We start from the raw sequence: 25,357 nt of genomic DNA on the forward strand, positions 1-25,357 counted from the left end.
AGACAAAAACATTATCCCTATAACATTTGTAGCGAAGGAAGAACTATATATGAATAAGGATGGATATTATAATTTAACATCTGCGCAGTTTGGAATTTGGTCATTCAACGAAATTATAGAAAATAAGTCAATAAATAATATAAGCGAATATTTTATAATTGATGGTGATATAAATGTCGAATATTTTTCTGAGGCGGTTAGAAAAACAGTAGAAGAAGCTGAGGCTTTACACTCTCGTTTTTATAAATTTGATAATTGTATTAAACAGAAGTTTTTCTCTATAAATAACTATGAACCAAAAATTATTGATTACAGCGATTTTCGAGAGGAAATTGCACTCCAGAAAGCTAAAAATTTCTTACTGGTAACAACGGAGCAACCTTTTGATATTTGTGAGGAGCTTCCATTCGAAATATTACTAATAAAAATAGCAGAAAATAAATTTTTGTATTTCCACTGTTATCATCATATAGCCATGGATGGTTTGGGAGCATCACTCATTATTCAACGTGTCATAAGTTTATATAACGCTTATTTTATTGAGGGTTCTCCTCCTCCTTCCCCATTCGGTAAGTTTAAGGAACTTATTGATGGTGATATTGATTATCGTAATTCTTCCAGATTTATTTGTGACCGTGATTACTGGTTAAATCTATTTGCTGATATTCCTGCCCCTGCTAGCCTAGCGAATCGAATAGCTCCTCCTTTAAAAACTATAATACGTCATCGTGTGAGTTTGGGTTATGAATTAACTGACCTACTGCATAAAAAAGCAAAAGAAATGAATTGCACATTACCTAACTTGCTTATTGCTATAACTTGCGTTTATTTGCATCGCATGACGGGGCTTTCTGAAGTCATAGTCGGTTTACCAGTAACAGGAAGGCTTGGAAGGAAAGAACGTATTATACCAGGATTGATGGCAAATATACTTCCAATGCGATTGATACTATCGCCAGATTTGAACTTGAAGATGGTTTTAGCCAGAGTGGCGAAACAAGTCATGACGGTATTACGTCATCAAAAATATAGATATGAAGATCTGTGCCGTGATTTAAAAATAACTAATAGTGGTGAATCATTATATCGAATAAGTATAAACGTTGAAAGCTTTAATAATGGTGGGTATTTTCATCAAAGTAAAATACTACCTTGCAATATTGCAAATGGACCTGTTTCTGATCTCAACATTTTTTTCTTTGATTATAATAAAGAAGTTCCTCTGACCCTTGGATTTGATGCAAATAGTGAGTTGTATTCTCCAGAACAGTTGTCTGAACATGCCTCTCGGATGTTGAAAATTTTTTATGATTTGTTAACAAATCAAGATGCTATCATTGGTTCGTTGTTATTGCTAAATGATAATGAATATAGAAATTTAGAGATTATTAATAATAAAACTCTGGCATCAATCCCTTTCTTAACACTTACTGATTGTTTTGAAGATCAAGTAAGAAAATTCCCAAATAAATCAGCGTTATATTTTGGTGACATTTCTTTAACTTATGTTCAACTTAATGAAAAATCAAATAAGCTAGGTCATTATTTATTAAATCAACATTTTCTCCCTAATGACACCGTAGCGTTACTATTACCTCGGACCGTTGATTTAATTGTAGCATTGTTAGCTATATCGAAGATAGGTGCAACATATATACCGTTAGATCCTGATTATCCAGAAGAACGTTTGAAATATATTATTGAAACTGCAAAACCGAAACTGGTATTGACGTCAATTAATGTTAATTTTAACTTTTGTTTAGATGCTCTTCAGATACAGTTAGATGATATCAATACCTCCTTATTAGTCGATTCTCAATCAATTCACAACCCTATTAGAGTAGTCACTACGGCTAATCAAGCTGCGTATATCTTGTTTACATCAGGATCGACAGGGAATCCTAAGGGAGTAGTGATTACACACCATTCGCTTACTAATTTTCTGTACGCAATGCAAATGTCACTGCAAATAAAACCTGGCAACCGAATACTCGCTGTTACAACGATTGGTTTTGACATCGCAGGTTTGGAAATATTCTTACCATTAGTTAATGGAGCTTCAATAACGTTAGCGTCTCGTGACACTACACGAGATCCTAAACTACTGGCATCGGAAATCGTCCGAAATAAAATAACTCATTTGCAAGGTACGCCAGCTTTGTGGCAAGGATTGGTTGAGTATCAGCCGAACTCATTGAGTAACCTCACCGCAATCGTTGGTGGTGATTCGTTGCCTACAAACCTGGCTGAACGTATGGTGTCTCAAGCACATAGAGTTATTCAAGTTTATGGTCCTACTGAAACCACCATTTGGTCTACTTTACATGAACTGACGGCAAAGTCTGTGCAGCCAAATTCTATTGGTTTACCAATACTAAATACGCAGATCTATATCCTTGATACGGCTCTTCAGCCTGTGCCTGTAGGATATCCCGGAGAACTATATATAGCAGGTGATGGATTGGCTCTCGGCTATTTAGACCTCCCTACTATGACCAGCGAGCGATTTGTCGCAAATCCCTTTGGAACCGCAGGGCAGCGTATGTATCGTACCGGTGATCTGGCTTGCTGGGGAAGTGACATGAATGTCAATTTCTTGGGGCGTGTCGATAATCAAGTAAAAATTCGTGGTTATCGAATTGAGTTGGGAGAAATTGAAAATACCTTCCTGAAATCATCACTAATAAAGAATGCGCTAGTCATTGCGTACGGAAAAGAAAGTGTCAGCAACAAATATTTGGTAGCCTATGTTGTTTTGCACAAACCCAATTCTTGCTCGTCGGAAGAATTAAATAAATGGCTGAAAAAACATCTACCTGACTATATGCTGCCGGCAGTTATTATGATAGTGGATAGTTTTCCACTGATGCCGAATGGTAAAATAGATCGCCACGCCTTGCTAGCACCAATATTCAAGTCAGATGAGCAAGTTTTACCGGAATCATCCCAGGAAAAAATCTTATGCAAAATCTTTGAGGAGGTTTTGGGATTTGAGTCGATAGGTATTAATGATAGCTTCTTCAAGCTTGGTGGAAATTCTTTACTAGCAATCCAGTTACTTACTCATGTACGCACTCAGTTAGATATTGAATTACCGCTAAAAGCTATTTTTGAATCTCCAACGGTTAAAGAGCTTTCCAGGGTTATCGCTGACACAGACAAAAAATATTTTCTACGAGAAAAACTGACTCCCCAGCCGCGACCAAATATCTTGCCAATGTCATTTGCCCAGCAACGTCTGTGGTTACAGGAACAGATTAATGGGAGCAGTGCATATAATATGCCTATGGCATTACGCATCTACGGTGAATTGGATACCTTCGCACTTTCAGCAGCGCTGTCTGATGTAGTGAAACGACACGAGAGTTTGCGTACTTATCTGACCCTACAGGATGATATACCATGCCAATGTATTGTATCGACGGAAGAAATCTCGTTCTCATTGCATGTTCACGAGTTGGATGAGTCTCAAATTACAAAAGAGTTAACTCAGCAGGCTGGTTATATCTTCAGGCTTGATAAAGAATTTCCTATTAAAGCTTGGTTGTATCGGATAAAACCCGAGCAGCATATATTCTTGCTATTAATCCATCACACTGCGGGAGATGGTGGCTCTATCTCCCCCCTACTACATGATTTGGGTTATTACTATCAGGCTCACTTGAAAGGAGAAAATTCTTCACTGCCGCCTTTGCCAGTGCAATATGCAGATTACACATTATGGCAACATATATTACTATCTGATGAGCAAAAATTGGTAGGTTTGTATGCGAAACAAACACATTACTGGTGTAACCAGCTAGCGTTATTACCAGAAGAGGTAACAATAGCTAGTGTGCAACCTAGGCCCACGAAGCTAAGTAGCAAAGGTGATTGCTATAAATTCTCAGTTCCTCCGGATATATATCAGGGTCTAAAACGCTTGGCTTTACAAGAGGAAGCCAGTCTGTTCATGGTTCTAAAAACGGCTCTTGCTGTGCTGCTTCATCAAATGGGGGCCGGTGATGATATATCGGTAGGCACTCCCGTTTTAGGTCGTACAGATGAAGCTCAAATGCCATTAATTGGCCTTTTTTCCAATACATTGGTATTACGTACCAACCTTTCTGGTAATCCTGATTTTGTCTCCCTGATAGCACAGGTTCGTAAAACAGTACTTGATGCTTATATGCATCAGGATTTGCCTTTTGAGCAAGTTGTCGAGCTTTTAACCCCACATCGTTCCGCGTCCAAGCACCCATTATTTCAAGTCATGATGGTGCTGGAAGAGGAATTTTCATTGGGCAATATCTTTTTGCCGTTACGTATTGAGCAACAGGAGGTATTAACTAAAACGGCAAAGTTCGATCTCCTGTTTGTTTTCAAAGAGGATGTACAACAAGGTCTTTTAAGAGGACATATTGAATTTGCGACGGACCTTTACGATGCGCAAACCGTTGCGGGATTTGTAGACCGCTTATTCAGTGTATTGAACATTATGGCAAACAGGCCCACTGAAAAAATTAGTGAAATTTGCCTATTAAATACGTTTGAACGTCAACAACTGCTCAAAACTTGGAACAATACGCTCGTAGAATTGCCGAACTTGTCGTTGGGTGTGCTGTTTGAACAGCAGGCTGCCCGTTCACCAAACGCTATCGCTGTTAGCGAAGGCAGCAAAACGTTAACCTATGCCCAGTTGAACAGCGCGGCCAATCGCCTTGCACACCGGTTACGCGAACTCACCGGGGCGGAAGTGTTTTGCGCCGGGTTGCTCATGGCGCATTCGATCGATCAGGTCATTGCCACGTTGGCGGTGATCAAGGCTGGTGCGGCCTATCTGCCATTGCGCGCCAGTGATCCTCTGGAACGGCAGCAAATGATGCTGGATGACGCAGGTGCAGCGGTATTGATTACTGATGTCGATCACCACCTGCCAACGGCGCGCTTTGTGATACGCAACGTGGCCGATTCTGCTGGGAAACGCTGGTCAAAAATCAACCCGACAACCAACGTCGGACCCTCCAGCCTTGCTTACATTATGTATACCTCTGGGTCAACTGGTAAACCTAAAGGCATTGCGGTAAACCAGGAAAGCGTTATAGCACTCGCCTGCGATCGCCGCTGGTTGCCAGAAGATCATCAGCGTGTGCTGCTGCATTCCTCCGCTGCGTTTGATGCCTCGACCTACGAGTTTTGGGTGCCGCTATTGTGCGGTGGGCAATTAGTGGTGGCGCCAAAGGGTGAGCTGGATATTGATGTGCTGGCGCAGACCATCGCCAATGAAAAAATAACCGCCCTGTGGCTAACGGCTGGCCTGTTCCGGCTGATGGCGGAAGACCACGCCTCTTCCCTGGCCAGTGTGCGCCTGTTACTCGCCGGTGGCGATGTATTGCCAAAATCCGCTATCGAAACCGTTATGCGGCGCTGCCCTGGACTGGTAATGATGAACGGCTACGGGCCAACCGAAACCACTACCTTTGCAACAACCTATGCTATGTATAGCGTACCGGATAGCGCTTCGGTGCCTATTGGTACGCCGTTGGACAATATGCAAGTGTATGTGCTTGATACCTACTTGCAACCCGTGCCTGTCGGCGTTTCTGGCGAGTTGTATATCGCCGGTACTGGGCTTGCGCACGGCTACCTTAACCAGCCTGGCCTGACGGCATCACACTTTATCGCCAATCCTTTCGGCAGCAGTGGCGATCGCATGTACCGTTCTGGCGACTGGGTTCGTTGGCGGCAGGAAGGGGTTCTGGAGTACCTAAACCGCGGCGATCAGCAGGTCAAAATACGCGGTTTCCGCATTGAGCTGGCCGAGATAGAGGCGGCATTGCGGGAGCAGGAAGGTGTTGCTCAGGCGCTTGTGTGCATTTTCGAACCGCAAAAAGGAAATAAACAACTGGCCGCGTATGTCATTGCCGAAGAAATCGGACAGTGTGAACCCACATTGCTGCGACAAACGTTGAGCGCCCGGTTGCCTGACTTTATGGTACCGGCAGTCGTGAGCGTAGTAGAGAGATTCCCGCTGACTGCCAACGGGAAAGTCGATATGCGCGTGTTACCCGTTCCAGAATTCAACGTTGGCCACGGGCGAACCGCACGCAATGAGCAGGAAAGCAAACTGTGCCACTTGTTTGCCGAGGTCCTCGGTTTGTCCCAGGTTAGCATCGACGATAATTTCTTCGATCTGGGTGGTCATTCCCTGTTGGCATCTCGTCTTGTTAGCCGTATCCGCAAAGTGCTAAAGGCGAACCCCAGCATCCGAGATCTGTTTGAAGCACCAACGGTAGCGCAGTTTGTGCAGCGCCTGGGGCAAGGGAGCACACTGCGCCCAGCGTTACAGGTGAAACCAAGGCCAGAACGCTTGCCGTTGTCTGCGGCCCAGCGCCGGCTATGGATGGTTGACCGCATTGAAGGGGGTAAATCCCTCTACAACATGCCGTTGACGTTGGAGTTGCAGGGGGAATTGAGCGTTCCTGCCATGGCAGCAGCGTTGAATGATGTGGTGGCGCGCCATGAAAGCCTGCGTACACGCTTTCAGGAGCTGTCGGATGGTAACGTTTATCAGCAGATTGCCTGCGGGGAAGACGCACGGTGCGAACTGACGTTACACCGCGCCCTTGCTGAGAATTTAGATGAAGAGGTGCTGGCAGCATCAGAATATATCTTTGATTTAGCGAATGAAAACCCCTGCCGGGCTTTGCTGTTCCATGTTGAACCGAATTATCATGTGCTTTTATTCCTGATGCACCACATCGCCAGCGACGGGGCATCGCTTGCTCCTCTGCTGCGCGATCTGGCGCTGGCGTATCATGCTCGGTTGCAGGGGCAAGCGCCGAACTGGGCACCACTTCAGGTGCAGTATGCCGATTACACTCTGTGGCAACACGAACTGTTGGGCGATCCCCGTGATACGGGCAGCCTGCAAAGCCACCAATTGGCGTATTGGCGCGAAGTGCTGCATGGACTGCCGGAAGAGTTGCAGTTGCCAACCGACAGGCCACGGCCACAAAGCTCAAGCTATCAAGGTGGGCAATGGCGTTTTGACGTTGATCCAGAGGTCTATGCACGCTTGCTTGAGCTAGCAAGGCAGCAGAATGCGAGCCTGTTTATGGTGTTGCAGGCGACCTTGGCGGTGCTGCTGAGCCGGTTAGGCGCGGGCCATGACATTCCACTGGGCGTGGCTATTGCTGGCCGTACCGATGAAGCGCTGGAACCTCTAATCGGCTTTTTCACCAATACATTGGTGTTGCGCACCGATGTTTCTGGGAATCTGACCTTTGATCAATTGCTGGCGCGCGTGCGCGATAGTGCATTGCAGGCGTATGAACATCAGGATTTGCCGTTTGAAAACCTGGTGGAAGCGTTGAACCCAGAGCGTTCCTTGGCGCGCCATCCGCTGTTCCAGGTGATGTTGGTATTGCAAAACAACGCCCGTGGCGAGGTCCATTTTGATGGCCTGAGCACCCGCGTTGGTACACCGCTGCTGCCGGTGGCGAAGTTTGATTTGACATTCAACTTTGAAGAAACGGCAACTTCATTAAACGGCATCTTTGAATATGCTACCGACTTGTTTGATGGCGAAACTGTTGAGCGCCTGGCGGGCTATTTCGCTAATATGCTGGCGGCCATCAGTTGCAATACATGCTGCAATATCAATGAGCTGGAGCTATTTAGCGCGCGCGAACGCCAACAGATTGCCAACGAATGGAATAACACTGCCCGGCAATTGCCGGCCAAGACGTTTGCCGAACAATTCGAAGCCCTTGCCAAAGCAACACCGGATGCGCCTGCCCTGCTGGGGGAAAGCGAACGGCTGACTTATAGCCAGTTGGATCAACGGGCTAACCGGTTGGCGAATCTGATGATGGAAAGGGGCGTTGGCACAGAAAACATCATTGCCATCGTACTACCGCACTCGGTTGATCTGATTGTCGCGCTGATTGCTACGCTGAAAACCGGCGCTGCATATTTACCGCTTGATCCTGATTATCCTCAGGAACGCCTGAATTATATGTTGGAACACTCGCAGCCTGCGCTGGTCATCACGGATTCTGCGTTCGTGCAAAAACTGGGGGCGCAGTATTCCAGCTTGCAGATTGACCAACCGGCGCTACATACGCAATTGGCCCGGCAGCAAGCGGAAAGCATTACTTTGCCAAGGAAGTTGAGCATCGATAATGCGGCCTACATTATCTACACCTCTGGTTCTACCGGTTTGCCGAAAGGCGTTCTGGTGACGCACCGGGGTATCAGCAACCTGGTTGCCAGCATGGTCGAGCGATTACATGTCACGCCGCAAAGCCGCGTGTTGCAGTTTGCTTCACCGAGTTTCGATGCCTCGTTCTGGGATATCAGTATGGGGCTGTTAAGCGGTGCGGCGCTGGTCGTTGCAGGCCGTGATGCTCTGTCACCGGGGGAGCCGCTGTATGAACTGATGCTGGCCCAGGGCGTGACGCACGCCACGTTGCCACCGGTGGGATTGGCGGTTATGCCGCGTAAGCCATTGCCTGCGTTGGAAACGTTGGTGGTGGCGGGCGAAGCCTGCCAGCCGGAGCTGATCGACTATTGGGGCCAGGGGCGCCGGATGATCAATGCCTACGGGCCAAGTGAATCCACGGTCTGCGTCACCATGAGCCAACCGTTGGCGGCTGGAAAAGCGCCGCCTATCGGCACGCCGATCGTCAACATGCAGGTCTATGTTCTGGATGAGCGTTTGCAACCGGTCGCGCCAGGGGTAAAAGGCGAGTTGTATATCGCAGGTGAAAGCCTAGCCCGTGGCTACGTGCGGCGCCCGGATTTAACAGTGGAACGCTTTGTGGCGAACCCGTTTGGCGTGGCAGGTAGCCGAATGTATCGCACCGGCGATGTCGCCTATTGGCAAACCAACGGTGAGCTGATGTTTGCTGGGCGTGTGGATCATCAGGTCAAGATCAGGGGTTTCCGTATTGAATTGGGTGAAATTGAATCCCTGCTGCTGAGGCATCCTCAACTGAGCCAGGCCACGGTGATCGTGCGTGAAGATAAGCCGGGGCTTCGCCAACTGGTTGCTTACGCCGTGGTGAGTGAAGGGGACGTTAATACCGCAGAACTACGCGAATATCTGCGTAGCCACCTGCCGGAATATATGGTGCCTGTGGCCATCGTCATGCTGCCGGCAATTCCGGTTACGCCGAACGGTAAAGTCGATCGGCACGCATTGCCGCAGCCTGATTTCCATCAGCCCCATCACCGTGGCCCGCACAATACGCAAGAGCAACTGCTTTGCACGCTCTTTGCCGATTTATTGGGCGTGGAACAGGTTGATATTGACGGCAGCTTCTTCGAAATGGGGGGTGATAGTATCACCGCGATACAGCTGGTCGCGCGTGCGCGCCAGGCTGGTTGGATATTCACACCACGCCAGGTCTTTGAGCACAAAACCGTTGCTTCCTTGGCCAGAAAAATGCAGGCGAACATTACCACGGTTGCTGAAACGCGGGTTGGCGCGGTAGGTGAAGTACCCGTTACACCAATTATCCATTGGTTGATGGAAAACCCCGGTAACATCAACGGGTTCAGCCAGGCAACGTTGTTGCAAACGCCGGAGCATCTGGATGAGAAACAACTCAGGCAGATGCTGACGCTGCTGTTAGAGCAGCACGATGCCTTGCGCCTGGTGGCGAATCGCTCCACGAGCGGTGATGTCCTGCTGACCATTCCGCCAATGATGTCAGACATCGTGGATGGCGCATTGAGCATTGTGGATTGCCAAGCGTTCACGCTGGCGGAACTGCAACGCTGCATCAAGGCAGAAAGCCAACGTGCAAAACAGCGCCTCGATCCGGCGGCGGGCAAAATGCTACAGGCGGTTTGGTTCCGTGCATCAGCCGGGCAGCCTGGTCGGCTGATGCTGGTATTTCACCACTTGGTGGTGGACGGTGTCTCTTGGCGTATTTTAGCGCCGGATTTGCAAAACATCTGGGCAGCCATGAGTGCGGGGAAAACGCCAGATCTGTTGCCGGTGGGTACCTCTTTCCGTGCGTGGGCGTATCAATTGCAGCAAGAGGCCAATGCGCGGCGTAACGAACTGAATCACTGGCTAACGGTGCTGGAGAAGCCGGATACGCTGCTGACTTCCCGCCTGCTAGACGGGGCGCAAGACACCGTTGCGGGCAGCGATTCATTGCGGCTTGAGTTACCGGCGGCGTTTACCCAACCGTTGTTGGGGACGATACCGGCGCTCTTCCATGCCGGTATCAACGACGTGCTACTCTGCGCCTTTGCTCTGGCCGTTAATGACTGGCGGCAAACTTCACAGACGGATGTCCTGCTGGATCTTGAAGGGCACGGGCGTGAAGAACTTCCCGGCACGGAGCTGTCGCGCACTGTTGGCTGGTTCACCAACATGTATCCTGTGCGGCTCGAACCGGGCGCTACGCAGATGGCAGACCCTTATTCATTAGGTCATGCGCTAAAACGCATCAAAGAGCAGCTACGCCAAGTGCCTGCGAACGGCCTTGGATATGGGTTGCTACGCTATCTGAATTCGCAAACACGGCCAATCTTGTCACAGCAGCAGCAGGCCCAGATTGGCTTCAACTATCTGGGCCGCATGGCTGCGGGTGGCGATCGTGACTGGCAGGTGGCCGCAGAGGCGAATCTGCTGGATACAACGGCTGATGACAATTTTGCGCTCCCTCATGCGCTTTCACTCAATGCGTTGGTAGAAGAGCGATCGGAAGGGCCGGTTCTGGTTTCCAACTGGTCATGGGCCAGAGCGCTGCACACGGAAAAGAGTATTAGCGTGTTGGGTAACCATTGGTTCCGTTGGCTAAAAGCAATGTCGCAGCTTTCTACGGTGCCTGACGCGGGGGGATTCACACCATCGGACATCACGATGCTATCGCTTAAACAGAATAGCTTGGAAAAACTTCAAGCCAAGTGGAAGAAGAAGAAATAAATATGGAAATTAAAGAGATACTACCATTATCGCCATTACAGAAAGGTCTGTTGTTCCATATGTTGTACGATACCCAAGGCAGTGATGCGTATCAGGTGCAACAGGTTTTCCAGTTTGCTGGCGTTTTAGATAGCCAAAAGCTGAAACAGGCTGTCACAACCTTACTGCAACGTCACCCGCACTTGTGCGCGGGGTTTGAGTACGAAGACGTAGAAACGCCGGTGCAACTGATCTTGGTGGGGCTACCGTTGCCGTGGCGTGAGGTGGATTTGAGCCATCTATCACCAGAGCAGCAACAGCCAGCATTCGCCGCGCTGTTACAGACCGATTATGATGAGCGCTTTGATCCGCACGATCCGCCGTTGCTGCGATTCACCCTGGTCAAACTGGCGGTACAGCAGCATTATCTGGTCTTTACCAACCATCACCTGTTGTTGGATGGCTGGTCAATTCCTATCCTGCTGCAAGAGTTATGCACTCTGTATCTGGGTGATGCGCAAGGCAGCACCTTGCCGCCGATCACCCCCTATTGCAACTATCTGCAATGGATTGCGGAGCGTGATGTTGACGAAATGCGAGCCGTATGGCGCGAAACGCTAAGTGGCCTGGCGGCACCAACTTGCCTGGCAAAGGGGCGCACCACGGAAAATCTGCAACCGAATCTGTTGCATAAGCATCTGGATGTGGCATACACGCAGCGGCTGAACTTACGCGCCAAACAGCTTGGCGTGACGGTAAATACATTGATCCAGGCCGCATGGGGCGTGCTGCTGGGGGGAATGACGGGGCGCAGCGATGTAGTGTTCGGCGTCACGGTTTCCGGCCGGCCAGGTGAATTGCCCGGCGTGGAAAGCATCGTTGGGTTGCTAATCAATACCGTGCCATTACGCCTGACGTTCAGCCTGGCGGAGACGTTTACTACGCTTTTGCAACGCCTACAGGCAGAGCAAACCCGGTTGCTTGATTACCAATATCTTGACCTGACGACCATCCAGGCGGATGCCGGTTATGGCGAGCTGTTTGATACCTTGATGGTGTTCGAGAACTACCCGCTCATAGAAGGCAGCAGTGAGCAATCTGATACCGCGCTGAACATCTCGCTAACGGTGCACCATGGCGGGGATGCCTCGCATTACCCGCTTGGGTTGGTGGCGGTTCCGGGTGAAACGCTAGCCCTGCGCTTCAGCTCATTGCCAGACCTGTTTGACGATCAAACTGTGGCAAACCTGGCCGAGCGCTTCATGCTGATACTGCATGCCATCATTGACGATCCGCAGACGATTATTGGCAGCGTACCGCTGCTGCTGGCGCAAGAAGTTCAGGCCATGGTTCAACCTTACCCTGTGCTGGCATCATTGCCAGCCGATACGCTCCACGGAATGTTTGAAAAACGCGCGTGCGAAACGCCGGATGCCATTGCGCTGAGCTTGGGCAACGATCGCCTGAGCTATGGCGAACTTAATCAGCGGGCCAATCAGTTGGCTCGTTATTTGGTGAACCGCGGCATTGGCACTGAGGATGTCGTGGCATTGGCGTTGCCACGTTCGATGGAGACACTGATTGCGTTGTTAGCCGTATTAAAAGCTGGCGCTGCATATCTACCACTGGATCTCCATAACCCTGCCGAACGGCTTGGTTTTATCGTGTCAGATGCCAAACCGACGCTTATCATCACCAACGCAGAAAATGCCGGCACGTTAAGCGGCTCCACGTCTGATTTGGTGGTTGATATTCCTGAATATCAGCAGCGCCTGGCACCGTTCAGCAAACGGGATCTTCAACCCGATGAACTTTTACGCCCAGTTAGTACGGCAAACCTGGCCTATATCATTTACACCTCTGGTTCTACGGGGAACCCGAAAGGGGGGCTGATCCCGCACGAAAACGTGTTACGGCTCTTTACAGCAACGCAATCGTGGTTCGATTTTGGCCGTAATGACGTCTGGACCCTGTTCCATTCGTATGCTTTTGATTTTTCAGTGTGGGAAATCTGGGGGCCATTGTTATATGGCGGGCGGCTGGTCATCGTACCGTTTATGGTGAGCCGCGATCCTCAGGCATTCCTCAAGCTACTGAGCGAAGAGAAAGTCACGGTATTAAACCAGACGCCCTCTGCCTTCTATCAATTGATAGAAGCGGATCAAAGCGATCGCGAGAAGAAATATCCACTGACGCTGCGCAAAGTGGTATTCGGTGGGGAAGCGCTGGATCTCAGCCAGCTTGAACGTTGGTACCAACGCCACGATTCGACAGCGCCTGAATTAATCAACATGTATGGCATTACCGAAACAACCGTGCACGTCAGCTATCAGGCGCTGACTCCGGCAATGATGCGCAGCCAGTCGGGTAGCCCGATTGGTGTTGGGATCCCCGATCTGCGTATCTATGTGTTGGATGACGCTTTGCGCTATGTTCCTATAGGTGTTGAAGGGGAAATGTACATTGCTGGTGCCGGGCTAGCGCGCGGTTACTTGAACCGCGCGGGGTTAAGCGCCGAGCGCTTTGTCGCCGACCCGTATGGTGAACCGGGTTCCCGTATGTACCGTTCGGGCGATTTAGCTTTCAGATCACCAGAAGGCGGGCTGATCTATATAGGCCGAGCCGATCAGCAGGTGAAACTACGTGGTTTCCGCATTGAGCTGGGCGAAATTGAAGCGGCTCTGGCGGATGACCCGCAGGTCACCCAAGCCGTGGTGCTGATGCGTAAAGATCAGCCTGGCAATCCACAATTGGTGGGGTATATCACCAGCGACAGTGACGCTGCTATTGACACGGCGGCACTGCACCACCGCGTGGCGGCAAAACTCCCTGACTATATGGTGCCTGCGGCCATCCTTCAGATTGAGAGTTTCCCTTTGACGGTCAATGGGAAACTGGATAAACGTGCATTACCGGTGCCAGACTTCAACCATGGCGGCAGACGGTGCCAGCCGCGCACGGCGCAGGAAGAAATTCTGGCAGGGTTGTTTGCCGAGGTGCTGGGGCTGGAAACGGTAGGCATGGACGACAACTTTTTTGCGTTGGGCGGCCACTCGCTGTTAGTGATGCGCCTGATTAGCCGTGTATCCAGAGCATTAGCCATTGAGTTACCGATCCGCACACTGTTTGATTACCCAACCGTGGCGCAGTTTGCCGAGCAGTTGGCGATAAAGGGCACTCAACGCCGTGAAACGCTCACGCGCCAGGCCCGTGAGGAATATTTACCCCTTTCCTTTGCCCAGCAGCGAATGTGGCTGTTGGATAACATTGGCAACGATCATGCCGCGTATAATATGCCGCTTGCCCTGAAGCTGAATGGGCCGCTCAATGATGAAGCATTGCGCCAGGCATTGGGCGATCTGGTACAGCGCCATGAGGTTCTGCGCACGCTATATCCTCTGCATCTTGATCAGCCTTATCAGCATATTCTTGCGCTTGATAGCGTGGCACCGTCTTTGATCATCGGCAATGTGACGCCGGAGGAGCTGTCGGAAAGCATCGACAAGGCTGCCGCTTGGCAGTTCGATCTGGCAAATGATTTGCCGCTGCGTGGGTGGCTGTTCCACTTACCGGACCAGAACGAACATGTGCTGCTGCTGGTCATTCACCACATTGCCTGTGACGGCGGTTCGTTAGGGCCAATGCTGCACGATCTGTCTTTGGCCTATCAGGTGCGCTGCGAGGGCCAGGAAGCGAAGTGGGCACCACTAACCGTGCAATACGCCGACTACGCGCTATGGCAGCGTCAACTATTGGGGGATGTGCAGGATGCCTCCACACGCGGCGCACAGCAAATCGAATTCTGGCGTAGCGCGCTGGCAGGATCGCCCCAGGAAACTTATCTACCTACCGATCGCCCGCGTCCATCTGTACTGAGCCAACAAGGCGCCCGGGTCAGCTATGCGATTGACCAGGCGCTTTATGGCCGCCTGAAAAAACTGGCGCGTGATGAGGGCGTAACGCCATTTATGTTGCTGCAAACCGGGGTTGCCGTCATGCTTAGTCGGATGGGGGCTGGCGATGATATGACGTTGGGCACAGGCGTTGCTGGGCGAGCCGACGAGGCCATGACCAATTTGATTGGTTTCTTTGTCAATACGCTGGTGCTGAGAGTAAATTGCGCGGGTAACCCTGAATTTAATCAGTTGCTTGCCAGCGTGCGTGAGTTCATGCTTTCTGCCTATGCAAATCAGGATGTGCCTTTTGATTGGGTGGTAGAAGCGCTTAACCCTGAGCGTTCTGCCTCACGGCATCCTCTGTTCCAGGTAATGTTGGTATTGCAAAATAACGGAGACAACACCCAACAATTTGCCAATTTGCAGGCAAAGCCGCAGCCGGTTGGTTTTGCCCCTGCCAAATTCGATCTGACGTTCAATTTTGATGAAGTCTATAGCGATGATGGCGAGGTGTGTGCACTCAATGCCCAGATTGAGTATGCCGTCGATCTGTTTGATCGTGATACGGTGGTGGCGCTCGCGCAGTACCTTGTTCGATTGCTGTCGTTCATTGCAGAAGAACCAGACACACCAGTGGCGAACATTCCACTGTTAACTGCCGAGCAGCAATGCAAAATGATAACCGAGTGGAATGCCACGGAACAGAAAGTGCCGATGGTGTCGTTGGCCAGCCTGTTTGAAAAACAGGTGGCGGCGGCACCAGAGCACATTGCTCTGAGTTGTGGTGATGAGCAGCTTACCTATGCACAACTGAACGCGCGCGCAAATGATTTGGCACAACGCCTGCAACAGCTTGGCGTGAAAGCGGAACATGGCGTTGCATTGCTGATGGAGCGCTCGTTGTCGCTCGCGATCGCCATATTGGCGGTAATTAAGGCCGGAGGGTTCTATGTGCCGCTGCGTACCAGCGATCCCTTGGAACGCTGGCAGCATATAGTGGATGAAGTTGGGATACAGGTTGCGTTGGTGGATGATACACATAGCCACGTGGTTTTGCCGGCCAGTTTACAGGTGGAAACCGTAGTCAACGCCAGTACCCAGCACAATGTTGCGTGGGTCAGCGAGCCGGTAAGCGCCCAGAATCTGGCCTACGTGATGTTTACCTCAGGTTCCACTGGGCAGCCCAAAGGGATCGCCACCACGCAAGATAACGTCATTACCCTGACTCTCGATCGGCGCTGGCGCAGCGAGCATCACCAGCGTGTTCTGTTGCATTCCCCCTACGCATTTGATGCCTCAACCTATGAGCTGTGGGCCACTCTGCTTAACGGCCATCAGGCCGTTATCGTACCGGGCAACGATCTCGATCTGGATCTGTTGACATCGACCATCGTTGAACAACAAGTAACCGCCGCATTTCTGACATCAGGGTTATTCAGGCTGATTGCGGAAGAACATCCGCAATGCCTGGGTTCTTTGCAGAAGGTATTCACCGGTGGTGAAAAGATATCCGCCAGCGCGGTGCAGGCGGTGCGGGAACATTGGCCCAATCTTGAATTGATGAATATCTATGGCCCAACGGAAACCACCACCTACGCCACGGATTACCCCATCGCCAAAACAGATGCCCCTTATCTGGACGTCCCTATTGGTGCCGCGTTGGATAACACCAGCCTCTATGTATTAGATGAATTTTTACAGCCGGTGCCAGTTGGCGCGCCAGGGGAGCTATACATTGCCGGCCGCGGCCTGGCGCGTGGCTATTTTAAGCGTCCGGGGCAAAGTGCGGCACACTTTATCGCCGATCCCTTCGGGCCTGCGGGCAGCCGCATGTACCGCACCGGGGACGTGGTGAAATGGCGGCGTGATGGCGTGCTCAACTTTGTTGGCCGCAGCGATCAGCAGGTGAAAATTCGCGGTTTCCGGATTGAACCGGGGGAAATCGAAGTCGTGCTGAAGCAGCACTCCGCCGTGCAGCAAGCGGTGGTCATTCCGCGCGAGGATCATTCGGGCAATAAACAATTAGTTGCCTATGTGGTGCCCTTTGCAAGCCCCGAAGATCTACCGGTGTTACTGCAACAGCATGCGCGTGAGCATTTACCTGATTTTATGGTGCCTGCTGTGGTCATGCTGCTGACAGAACTGCCATTAAACGCCAATGGCAAGTTGGATGTTGTCGCGTTGCCACACCTAAACTTGGGTTCGCGGCAAGGACGCCAACCACAGACTGAAAGCGAGAAATGGCTTTACGCGCAGTTCTGCGAGCTATTGAGTGTTGGACAAATCAGTATTGATGACAGCTTCTTCGTACTGGGAGGGCATTCACTGCTGGCAGCACGGTTGATTGCGCGTATCGAAAAAGAATTGGATGAGAAGCTAACTATTCGTGACCTGTTTGAATCGCCCACCGTTGCACTGCTGGCGCGGCGTCTTGAAAGCAATCCGTGTGGCAATATTCTGGACGTCATGCTGCCATTGCAACCGGCTGGTGAAAAAACGCCGTTGTTCTGTTTACACCCCGGGGGAGGATTGAGTTGGTCTTATGCGGGGTTGATCCCGTATCTGGGCGAGCAGCAGCCTCTTTATGGCATTCAGGCACGCAGGTTGAGCACCGGCCTTGTACCAACATCGATTTATGACATGGCGAAAAATTATCTGGCAGATATTTATAAGATCCAGCCAGAGGGGCCTTATTCATTGTTGGGCTGGTCTTTCGGTTGCCATCTCGCTCATGAAATAGCCACCTTGCTGCAAAAGGATAATCAAGTGGTCAATGTCCTGATCTTTATGGATGGTTATCCATTGTGGAAGACTTACAGAGACATGGTACGCACCGATCGGGAAAGCCTGCGTGCAATGTTTGAGGCATTTACCGGTTCGGTACCTGAAAACGAGCGGCAGTTTAGCGTGGTTGGCTTGAAAAAACGGCTGTCTGAGATCGAGCATCCATTAGCAAGCCTCGATCAGAATATTTTCGAACGTATTCTTGCTGAGTTCCGAGATGCACCGCATTTGCTCAGCGAATTTTCACCCAGCCGGTTCCAAGGTGACCTCGTATTCTTTAGGGCACTACAAAGCCATAGCGAAGCCGATAATGTTAATTACGATCCGCACTTATGGGGGGAGTATATTGAAGGAAACATCGCCTTGTATGATATTAATTGTTCCCACGATAGTATGTTAAGCGAAGGCCCGCTTAAAGAGATTGGGCCAATACTTCAACAACGATTCGGTATTCTTACAGACAGCTGCGTTGAGTAAGGTTTTACATATAACTCTGTAGACAATACTGTATATTGCCATTATGTTAACGGCGTATGAAGAGTTGAAAGCCTGTTAAATCAGGCTTTCAAATTTCAGAGAAAACTACTGATATTTTTCCGGTGACACAAAACCTACGCAGATTGGTATTGGTTTCGTTTCAGGTTCAGGCTGGAAAAGAAACTCCTCAGTGCTGTTTATTTTCAGTTTGGGCCAGTCTTGTAAAACGCTGTGAAAATCTTCCTGTTCACAGGTTTTACCTTTTCCTCCGATCAAAATAGCGCCGTCGCGTACAATATCGCTTGCTTTAACATGGCGGTTATAGACATTTGGCGTTTGCCCTTCCAACGTCCAGGGTTGGATCGTTTCCGGTTGACTTGGTGCGTAGAACGTTAGCCACTGATGCAAGTATTCGCCCCCGACATAATGTAAAGGTGTTGGATAGAGCTGATGCCAGCGTTGATCCAGTTGCCAGGAAAAATCTTTGATACCTTCAAATTCATGGCCGGCACCGCGGACATTAGCGGCCATAACAAAAACATATCCCATCAAAACCAATACTGCGGTGACTGCCAACCCTCGCAGGGTACTGAGTAATGATTTTTGTGGAAAACGGGTAATGGAACCGACCAACAGCGCTGACGAAACAGACATAAAGGGTTGCAACCATTCAGTCATTCTTCCGCCCTCATTGAATGAGAACCAGCAATAGATAATCAGTAATGGCAACAGAATAACCATATTTGCCAGTCGGCCCGGTTGCTCTTTTGGCCAGCCAATACGGCCTCCAAGCGTGTAGATAATGATGCCAACAATCATCAGTGGATAAAACACGGATAATAACGATCGGGTGGTGTGCAGATTAAAACCGCTATCTATCTGTGAATCTACCCATTTGAAAGCAGCAAAATCATTGTTCCACAGCCACCAAACGTTAGGCAGTACCAGCATAAACCAGATAACCAGTGCGATATAAAGAGCCGGTTGGCGGTAACATTGACGAACTCTGGGTACAAACAGTGTCAGTAGAAAAACTGAGCCGACCAGCGCCAGGGAGGAGTATTTCCCCATCGTTGCCAGCCCGGAGCTGAGTGCAAATGCTATCCACCAGTATGGGTTGTCATACACTGCCCGCAGAAAGAACAGCATACTCCACGGCCATAGCATAATCAGTAGATAATTATCGTTGTAAGGAATAATATCAAAGTTAATAATACCGGATAGGTTCAATGTCAGCATGGCAAGCCATGCCAGCTCTTTTTTCTTTGTTAGCCGGAACGCCAGATGCCATACACCGAGCATACCAATAGCGATAGCGATAAAGTGTATGAAGTACCAGTAAAAACTTAATGAAATACCGCTTATATGGATAGCCGGCAGCATCATTGCGCCCACCAGCCACGGATTTTTAGGTGAGCCCCATTCTCCGTTTTTACCCCAGTTTAATGCTTCGACGGCATCATAGGGGACGGTTGGGTCAAATGAATAACCCACTATAATCCATAACAAAGCATAACCAATTACCCATAAATAGACGGGCTTGTAGGAAGAAGTATCAGAAAAAAGCATATCAATTCATCACTTATTGAAAGCCAAGATTAATAGAATATTCGCTGATGGTTAAACCAATCATGAATAATAAAGGACTTTGACTAGATTTTTAAAGAAAAAGAATTATCTGTGGCGCTTTTCTATACGTGTGGTTTCTGCTAGATTCCGCCGCAGCAATACCCTGATAAACCAAACTGAGTAACGGGCTATGAACCAGTTAAAGAAAAAAGCACCTGCGAAAGCATCTGCTGGTAAACAGAAAAGAAAAAGCCGCGAAGAATTGAATGCGGAAGGTCGTGAGCGTAAGCGCCAGAGAAAGCACAGTGGTAATCCGGCAGGTAGCCGTCATAAGGAGCAAGATAGCGACAAGCATCGGTCAGGCAGCAAGCAGCGTGATCCTCGTCTTGGCAGTAAAGTGCCTGTTCCACTGATTGTCGGAGAGAAACCGGTGAAACCCGTGGCGGCCAAAGCTAAAGCGGAGACAAAACCTCGTCTGTCGCCACAGGAAGAGCTGGCAATGTTGGAAAACGATGATCGTTTGGATGCATTGTTGGAGCGTCTGGAAAATGGCGAAAAACTGTCTGAAGAAGATAATGTCTATGTTGACACCACACTGGATCGCATTGATGTCTTGATGGAAGAGTTGGGGGTTGAGCTAGGTGAGGAAGAAGGCGAAGAAGAGAAGCCAGATGACATTATGCAACTGCTGAAAGGCAATTAATTTAATCTTCCATGATTAAAGGCGGGTTAACCCTAATAACCACACTATTAGTATGTTATTTGTTGTGGTTATTGGGTAAACTATGGCGATTGTCGCGGCGTAAAACCCGGCTGCGCAGAGTCACCACGGCGCAACACATCAAACATCTGCAAACATTGCGCTTTGGTAGACAGAAACATCGGAAGGAATAAGAATGTCTGAGCAAGCCATAGTTTGGGATCTGCCTTTGATCCAGAAATACAATTACTCCGGCCCCCGTTATACTTCATACCCTACGGCGCTGGAATTCAATCAACAGTATGATAATGCAGCATTTATGCAGGCTGCTGTCCGTTACCCTGAACGACCGCTTTCTCTTTACGTCCATATCCCGTTTTGCCATAAACTCTGTTATTTCTGTGGTTGCAATAAACAGGTGACTCGCCAGAAGCATAAAGCAGATGAATATCTGCAACTGCTTGAACGTGAAATCCGTGAGCGTTCGAAACTGTTTTCTGGCCGTAACGTTAGCCAGATGCATTGGGGTGGTGGTACGCCAACTTATCTTGATAAAAACCAAATCAGTAAATTGATGGGAATGTTGCGTAACCATTTTAATTTTTTGCCGGATGCTGAAATTTCCATTGAAATCGATCCGCGTGAAATTGAACTAGATGTGATTAATCACCTGCGCAGTGAAGGTTTTAACCGTTTGAGCATGGGTGTACAGGATTTTAATAAAGAAGTACAACGTTTGGTTAATCGTGAACAGGATGAAGATGTTATCTTTGCTCTGGTAGCACGTGCTCGTGAAACTGGTTTCAATTCTACCAGTATTGACCTGATTTATGGCTTGCCGAAACAGACACCTGAAAGTTTTGCTTTCACTTTGAAACGAGTATTAGCGTTATCACCGGACAGAATGAGTATTTTCAATTATGCTCATTTGCCGAATCTGTTTGCCGCCCAACGTAAAATCAAAGAGCATGATTTACCAAGCGCCGAACAAAAGTTAGATATTTTGCAGGAAACCATTGCAACACTGACGGGAAATGGTTACCAGTTTATTGGCATGGACCATTTTGCGCGCCCGGATGACGAGTTGGCGGTTGCTCAGCGGGAAGGAAGGTTGCACCGTAATTTTCAGGGTTATACCACTCAGGAAGAGTGTGATCTCCTGGGAATGGGTGTTTCTGCTATCAGCATGTTGGGCGATAGCTATTTTCAGAACCAGAAAGAGTTAAAAGCCTACTATGCACAGGTCGAAAAACAGGGGCATGCCCTGTGGCGTGGTTTAACCTTGTCTCAGGATGATTGTATCCGCCGTGATGTGATTAAGACGCTGATCTGTAATTTCCGGCTAAATTTTGCCGATATTGAGCGACAATATAATCTGAGTTTTACCAAGTATTTCGCGGAAGATTTGCAATTATTGACACCATTAGTCGCAGATGGTCTGGTGGAAATAGATGAAAAACAGATCCGGGTGACACCACGAGGCCGGTTGCTTATCCGTAATATCTGTATGTGTTTTGATATTTATCTGCGCCGGCAGGTTCACCAGCGACAGTTTTCGAGAGTGATTTGATTATTCAACTAATTATGGGGCCGGGTGATTGTCCCTGTCCCTATATCTTGAAAACATCAAGATCCTGAAACCCATATGGTGCTTACAGCAGCCCGTTGATAACGTCGTCACAAGCAATCAATTCTAGGCTCATTGCCACCCCTAACCCGGCCACCGCAGCTTCAACTATCAAGAAATGATGATCAGAATAGCGCTTTTATTTTGGCGGAGAAACGTGTGTTTTGACTTTGTTGATGTTTTATACTTTTCAGTAAATTATACCGGTGATATTTATGGCAGAAATTATATTATATTTACGGTTAATACAGACAATCTGACCAAAGCATAAGTAGATATAGTTATGGCATTGTCAGATATGAAAAAGATTATCCTCTGGCTATTTAAGCAAAATAATTTTTCAAAATAATATACAGGAGCCACCTATGATCGATTTACGTAGTGATACTGTTACCCAACCCAGCGAGGCTATGCGTAAGGTTATGGCATTAGCGGAAGTGGGTGATGATGTTTATGGCGACGATCCTAATGTTAACCAGCTTGAACACGAAGCTGCTGTATTGGCTGGCAAGGAAGCAGCGCTGTTTCTGCCTACTGGTACGCAAGCTAATTTGGTGGCGTTGCTCACCCATTGCCAGCGAGGTGATGAATATATTGTGGGTCAAAATGCGCATAACTACCTGTATGAAGCGGGTGGAGCTGCCGTGTTGGGAAGTATACAGCCGCAACCGATTGATATGGCGGCGGATGGCACATTGCCTCTGGATGTTGTCGCCAGTGTTATCAAGCCAGATGATGCTCACTTCGCCCGAACCCGTTTACTCAGTATAGAAAATACACACGGTGGTAAGGTGTTACCACTGGCATATTTGCAGCAGGCCAGAGTTTTTACGCAGGAGAAAGGCTTGGCATTGCACGTTGATGGGGCACGTATTCTCAATGCGGCTGTGGCGTTAGATGTGCCACTGAGTACTCTCTCTCAGTATTGCGACACTCTGACCCTCTGTCTGTCCAAGGGGTTGGGAGCGCCAGTGGGTTCTTTACTGTGTGGTGATGCAGAATACATCAAGCAGGCACGGCGTTGGCGCAAAATGACTGGGGGTGGAATGCGTCAGGCGGGAATATTAGCTGCCGCAGCGCGTTATGCATTGCAGCATAATGTTCAACGGTTACGTGAGGACCATGATAATGCCCAGTGGCTGGCTGAACAATTGAGTGCGCTGGGTGTGGAAGTTTTGGCGCCTGGGGCACAGACTAATATGGTATTTTTACGCATACCAGCGCATGAAGCCGCGCAGTTGGGACCTTGGATGAAAGAACGAGGTGTGATTTTGAGTGTAGATTCTGTCACTCGCTTAGTGACACATCTTAATGTTTCCCGTGCTGATCTTGAGCGACTGATTACGTTGTGGCGTGAGTTTCTTACTGTTGCTGAATCTGATAAGCGTGAGAATGTGACTGAAACTCGTGCTATTTATGGTTAAAATTCTGGTTATAAGTAGTGGTTTCATATTTGTTTAAACATAACCTGCTCTGAGGCACGCAGATTCAAATGGGTTTTTGGGGAAGGGATAGGTAATTAACCTTGTTGCTACGTTTAGCAAAAAGCCTACCGAACTGCGTGCTTTGAATGTCTCATAGTTCTGATTGAGCAGGTGCTTAATAAGCTTATCAACGAGGATGGGCGGGATTTCATCTTGTTTTCCCTGCTATGTTTAATTCATTTCTTAGATGGTATCGTCATAAGATATTTAACCAAAGAGCAAGACAGCGGATCTGAACAGCGGCAAGAAATGATGCACTATTTTTAGCATAACGGGTTGCTATCCCACGCCAGCGTTTAAGAGGGAGAAACGCATTTTCAACTAAATGCCTGAGTCGATAGAGGTCCCGGTCATATTCTCGTTTAACCTTGCGATTTTTACGGCTGGGAATTTGCGCTGCCATGCCTTGGTGTTCTGCTTGTTCAATCACTGTATTGCTGTCATAGCCCCGATCCGCCAATAAGTGTTCTGCATCTATTCCTTCAATCAAGGCCTCAGCTTGTGAGCAATCCGCTGTGGTACCGCTTGTAATAAGCGCTCTGACCGGCATACCATGCGCATCCACGGCCAAATGTATCTTGGTATTGAGCCCCCTTTTGTACGCCCCATATCCTGATTGCCGCCTTCTGCGCCTGCGGCATGGGGATGAACCTTAATGTGACTGGCATCAATCATCAACCATTCGAAATCCGGTTCAGAGATGAGCTGCTCAAGCAATCCTTCCCATATTCCTTTGTCACGCCACCGACAAAAACGGCGATGCGTATTTTTCCAGTCACCATAATCGGGCGGTAAATCTCGCCAGGGTGCACCTGCCCGTAAAATCCAGAACACGGCATTAATAAATAACCGATTATCATAAGCGATGCGTCCCCAGGCACCTTTACGTCCTGGCAGGTGAGGCTCAAGTAAACACCAAACATGATCAGAAATATCGTGACGGCGGTGTGCTGGTATGTTCATGCTTAAGTAATCCATTCATGTAATATGGAGTTATTATGACATGAATTTATTTATGACGACACTATCTAACACTTCTTCCTTTGATAATTTAACTTTCTCATCTTCTTTTATAGAAAAATACAGCTCATGAGCATTAACCGTTTCTTTTCTTAGCCATTTCACATACTTATTTTTCATAACCTCTGAAAGAGGAGTTTCATGTATTTTTTCTCCAGGAATTTTTTGGTTATCACCTCGATATGGCGTTCCTGTAACATGAAGTATTTTAGCTTCGCAGAAATATTCTAAAACCTCACGCCAACTCTGTGCAGGAGCATGGTGAGCTTCATCAATAATAATAAAATCAAAAAAATCCGGCGGAACTCTGCTTATTAAACTTGTCTCACGATTACTTGATACTCGATGTATATTAGAGTAAACAATATGACTGACAAACAAATGCTCATCACTGATATCTTGAAGATATTCATTCACCACAGGAATATCTTTACTATTAAATATAACATCACAATTCACCCAAAAATTGTCCTCTAAAACCTCTTGCGTTTTTCGTATACTATCTTTAGTAACAAGCCCAGGGGTTATAATGAGAACTCCTTTATTTTATACTCCATATGGTGCAATAGAAATCAAACCACTCTTCCCTGTACCTGTAGGCAGTACTACTAATGCCTCTTTATTATCTGGTTGACTAAAATAGTCTCTAATTTTGATGTATGCTTCAATTTGAGGCGTTCTTAATTTCTTATTTCCTTCAATATTAACTGCTGTATCAAAAAAATAAGACATACACATTTTCTTTATTCAAATAATTATCGCCATAAATATTAAAATGATTTATTTGCATATCACTGAAATATCTCTCTGCATTCATAAAGAGAATAGTCATCTATTCCATGAATCACATACTAATTATATCTCAACATAATCAACATTAAACTCATATTCATA

The 25,357-nt window shown here is 48.3% G+C and carries 9 protein-coding genes; 5 read left to right on the forward strand and 4 right to left on the reverse strand.

The annotated features are described in order from the left end of the window. Positions 1 to 49 precede the first annotated feature (49 nt). Both pttB and pttC read left to right on the forward strand, forming a co-directional pair. On the forward strand, positions 50 to 10,927 hold the full coding sequence (pttB, locus tag ACGF63_RS05835) for a phototemtide A non-ribosomal peptide synthetase PttB (protein ID WP_387629447.1): 10,878 nt from the start codon (positions 50 to 52) through the stop codon (positions 10,925 to 10,927). Next, positions 10,909 to 18,063: a phototemtide A non-ribosomal peptide synthetase PttC gene (gene pttC / locus ACGF63_RS05840; RefSeq protein ID WP_387629450.1), complete on the forward strand. Its 7,155-nt coding sequence runs from the start codon at positions 10,909 to 10,911 to the stop codon at positions 18,061 to 18,063. Before pttB ends, pttC begins: the two co-directional genes overlap by 19 nt. A gap of 105 nt (positions 18,064 to 18,168) precedes the next feature. On the opposite strand, the gene ACGF63_RS05845 is transcribed toward pttC, so the two are convergent. Further along, positions 18,169 to 19,632 (reverse strand): ArnT family glycosyltransferase, encoded by a 1,464-nt coding sequence (locus ACGF63_RS05845; RefSeq protein ID WP_387629453.1) that lies wholly within the window; start codon positions 19,630 to 19,632, stop codon positions 18,169 to 18,171. Between the two features lie 190 nt (positions 19,633 to 19,822). On the opposite strand from ACGF63_RS05845, the gene yihI reads away from it, so the two are divergent. From yihI to ltaE, 3 genes are all read left to right on the forward strand, one after another. Further along, a complete protein-coding gene (gene yihI / locus ACGF63_RS05850; RefSeq protein WP_387629456.1) occupies positions 19,823 to 20,335 on the forward strand; it encodes a Der GTPase-activating protein YihI in 513 nt (170 codons plus the stop codon). A 193-nt stretch (positions 20,336 to 20,528) separates the two neighbouring features. After that, positions 20,529 to 21,902 (forward strand): oxygen-independent coproporphyrinogen III oxidase, encoded by a 1,374-nt coding sequence (gene hemN / locus ACGF63_RS05855; protein WP_152963258.1) that lies wholly within the window; start codon positions 20,529 to 20,531, stop codon positions 21,900 to 21,902. A 422-nt stretch (positions 21,903 to 22,324) separates the two neighbouring features. Then, positions 22,325 to 23,383, forward strand: coding sequence for a low-specificity L-threonine aldolase (gene ltaE, locus ACGF63_RS05860; protein WP_152963259.1), 1,059 nt, complete (start codon positions 22,325 to 22,327; stop codon positions 23,381 to 23,383). Positions 23,384 to 23,639: 256 nt separating this feature from the next. Here ltaE and ACGF63_RS05865 read toward each other — a convergent pair. From ACGF63_RS05865 to ACGF63_RS05875, 3 genes are all read right to left on the reverse strand, one after another. Continuing rightward, a protein-coding gene (locus ACGF63_RS05865) for an IS5 family transposase (protein WP_387629461.1) occupies positions 23,640 to 24,406 on the reverse strand; the annotation gives its coding sequence in 2 pieces (ribosomal slippage) (positions 23,640 to 24,031 and positions 24,031 to 24,406; 768 coding nt in all). 33 nt (positions 24,407 to 24,439) lie between these two features. Next, positions 24,440 to 24,922, reverse strand: a complete 483-nt coding sequence (locus ACGF63_RS05870; protein WP_387629464.1) for a DEAD/DEAH box helicase — start codon at positions 24,920 to 24,922, stop codon at positions 24,440 to 24,442. 87 nt (positions 24,923 to 25,009) lie between these two features. Then, positions 25,010 to 25,195, reverse strand: a complete 186-nt coding sequence (locus tag ACGF63_RS05875; protein ID WP_387629466.1) for a DEAD/DEAH box helicase family protein — start codon at positions 25,193 to 25,195, stop codon at positions 25,010 to 25,012. Positions 25,196 to 25,357 lie beyond the last annotated feature (162 nt).

It is taken from the genome of Photorhabdus sp. RM322S (genome assembly GCF_042879395.1).
In the GTDB taxonomy this organism is placed as follows: domain Bacteria; phylum Pseudomonadota; class Gammaproteobacteria; order Enterobacterales; family Enterobacteriaceae; genus Photorhabdus; species Photorhabdus khanii.

Bases quoted from the DNA above. Each gene is read 5' to 3' on its own strand.
- ltaE (WP_152963259.1), top strand. From the start codon at position 22,325: ATGATCGATTTACGTAGTGATACTGTTACCCAACCCAGCGAGGCTATG.
- yihI (WP_387629456.1), top strand. From the start codon at position 19,823: ATGAACCAGTTAAAGAAAAAAGCACCTGCGAAAGCATCTGCTGGTAAA.
- ACGF63_RS05845 (WP_387629453.1), bottom strand. From the start codon at position 19,632: ATGCTTTTTTCTGATACTTCTTCCTACAAGCCCGTCTATTTATGGGTA.
- hemN (WP_152963258.1), top strand. From the start codon at position 20,529: ATGTCTGAGCAAGCCATAGTTTGGGATCTGCCTTTGATCCAGAAATAC.
- pttB (WP_387629447.1), top strand. From the start codon at position 50: ATGAATAAGGATGGATATTATAATTTAACATCTGCGCAGTTTGGAATT.
- ACGF63_RS05875 (WP_387629466.1), bottom strand. From the start codon at position 25,195: ATGTCTTATTTTTTTGATACAGCAGTTAATATTGAAGGAAATAAGAAA.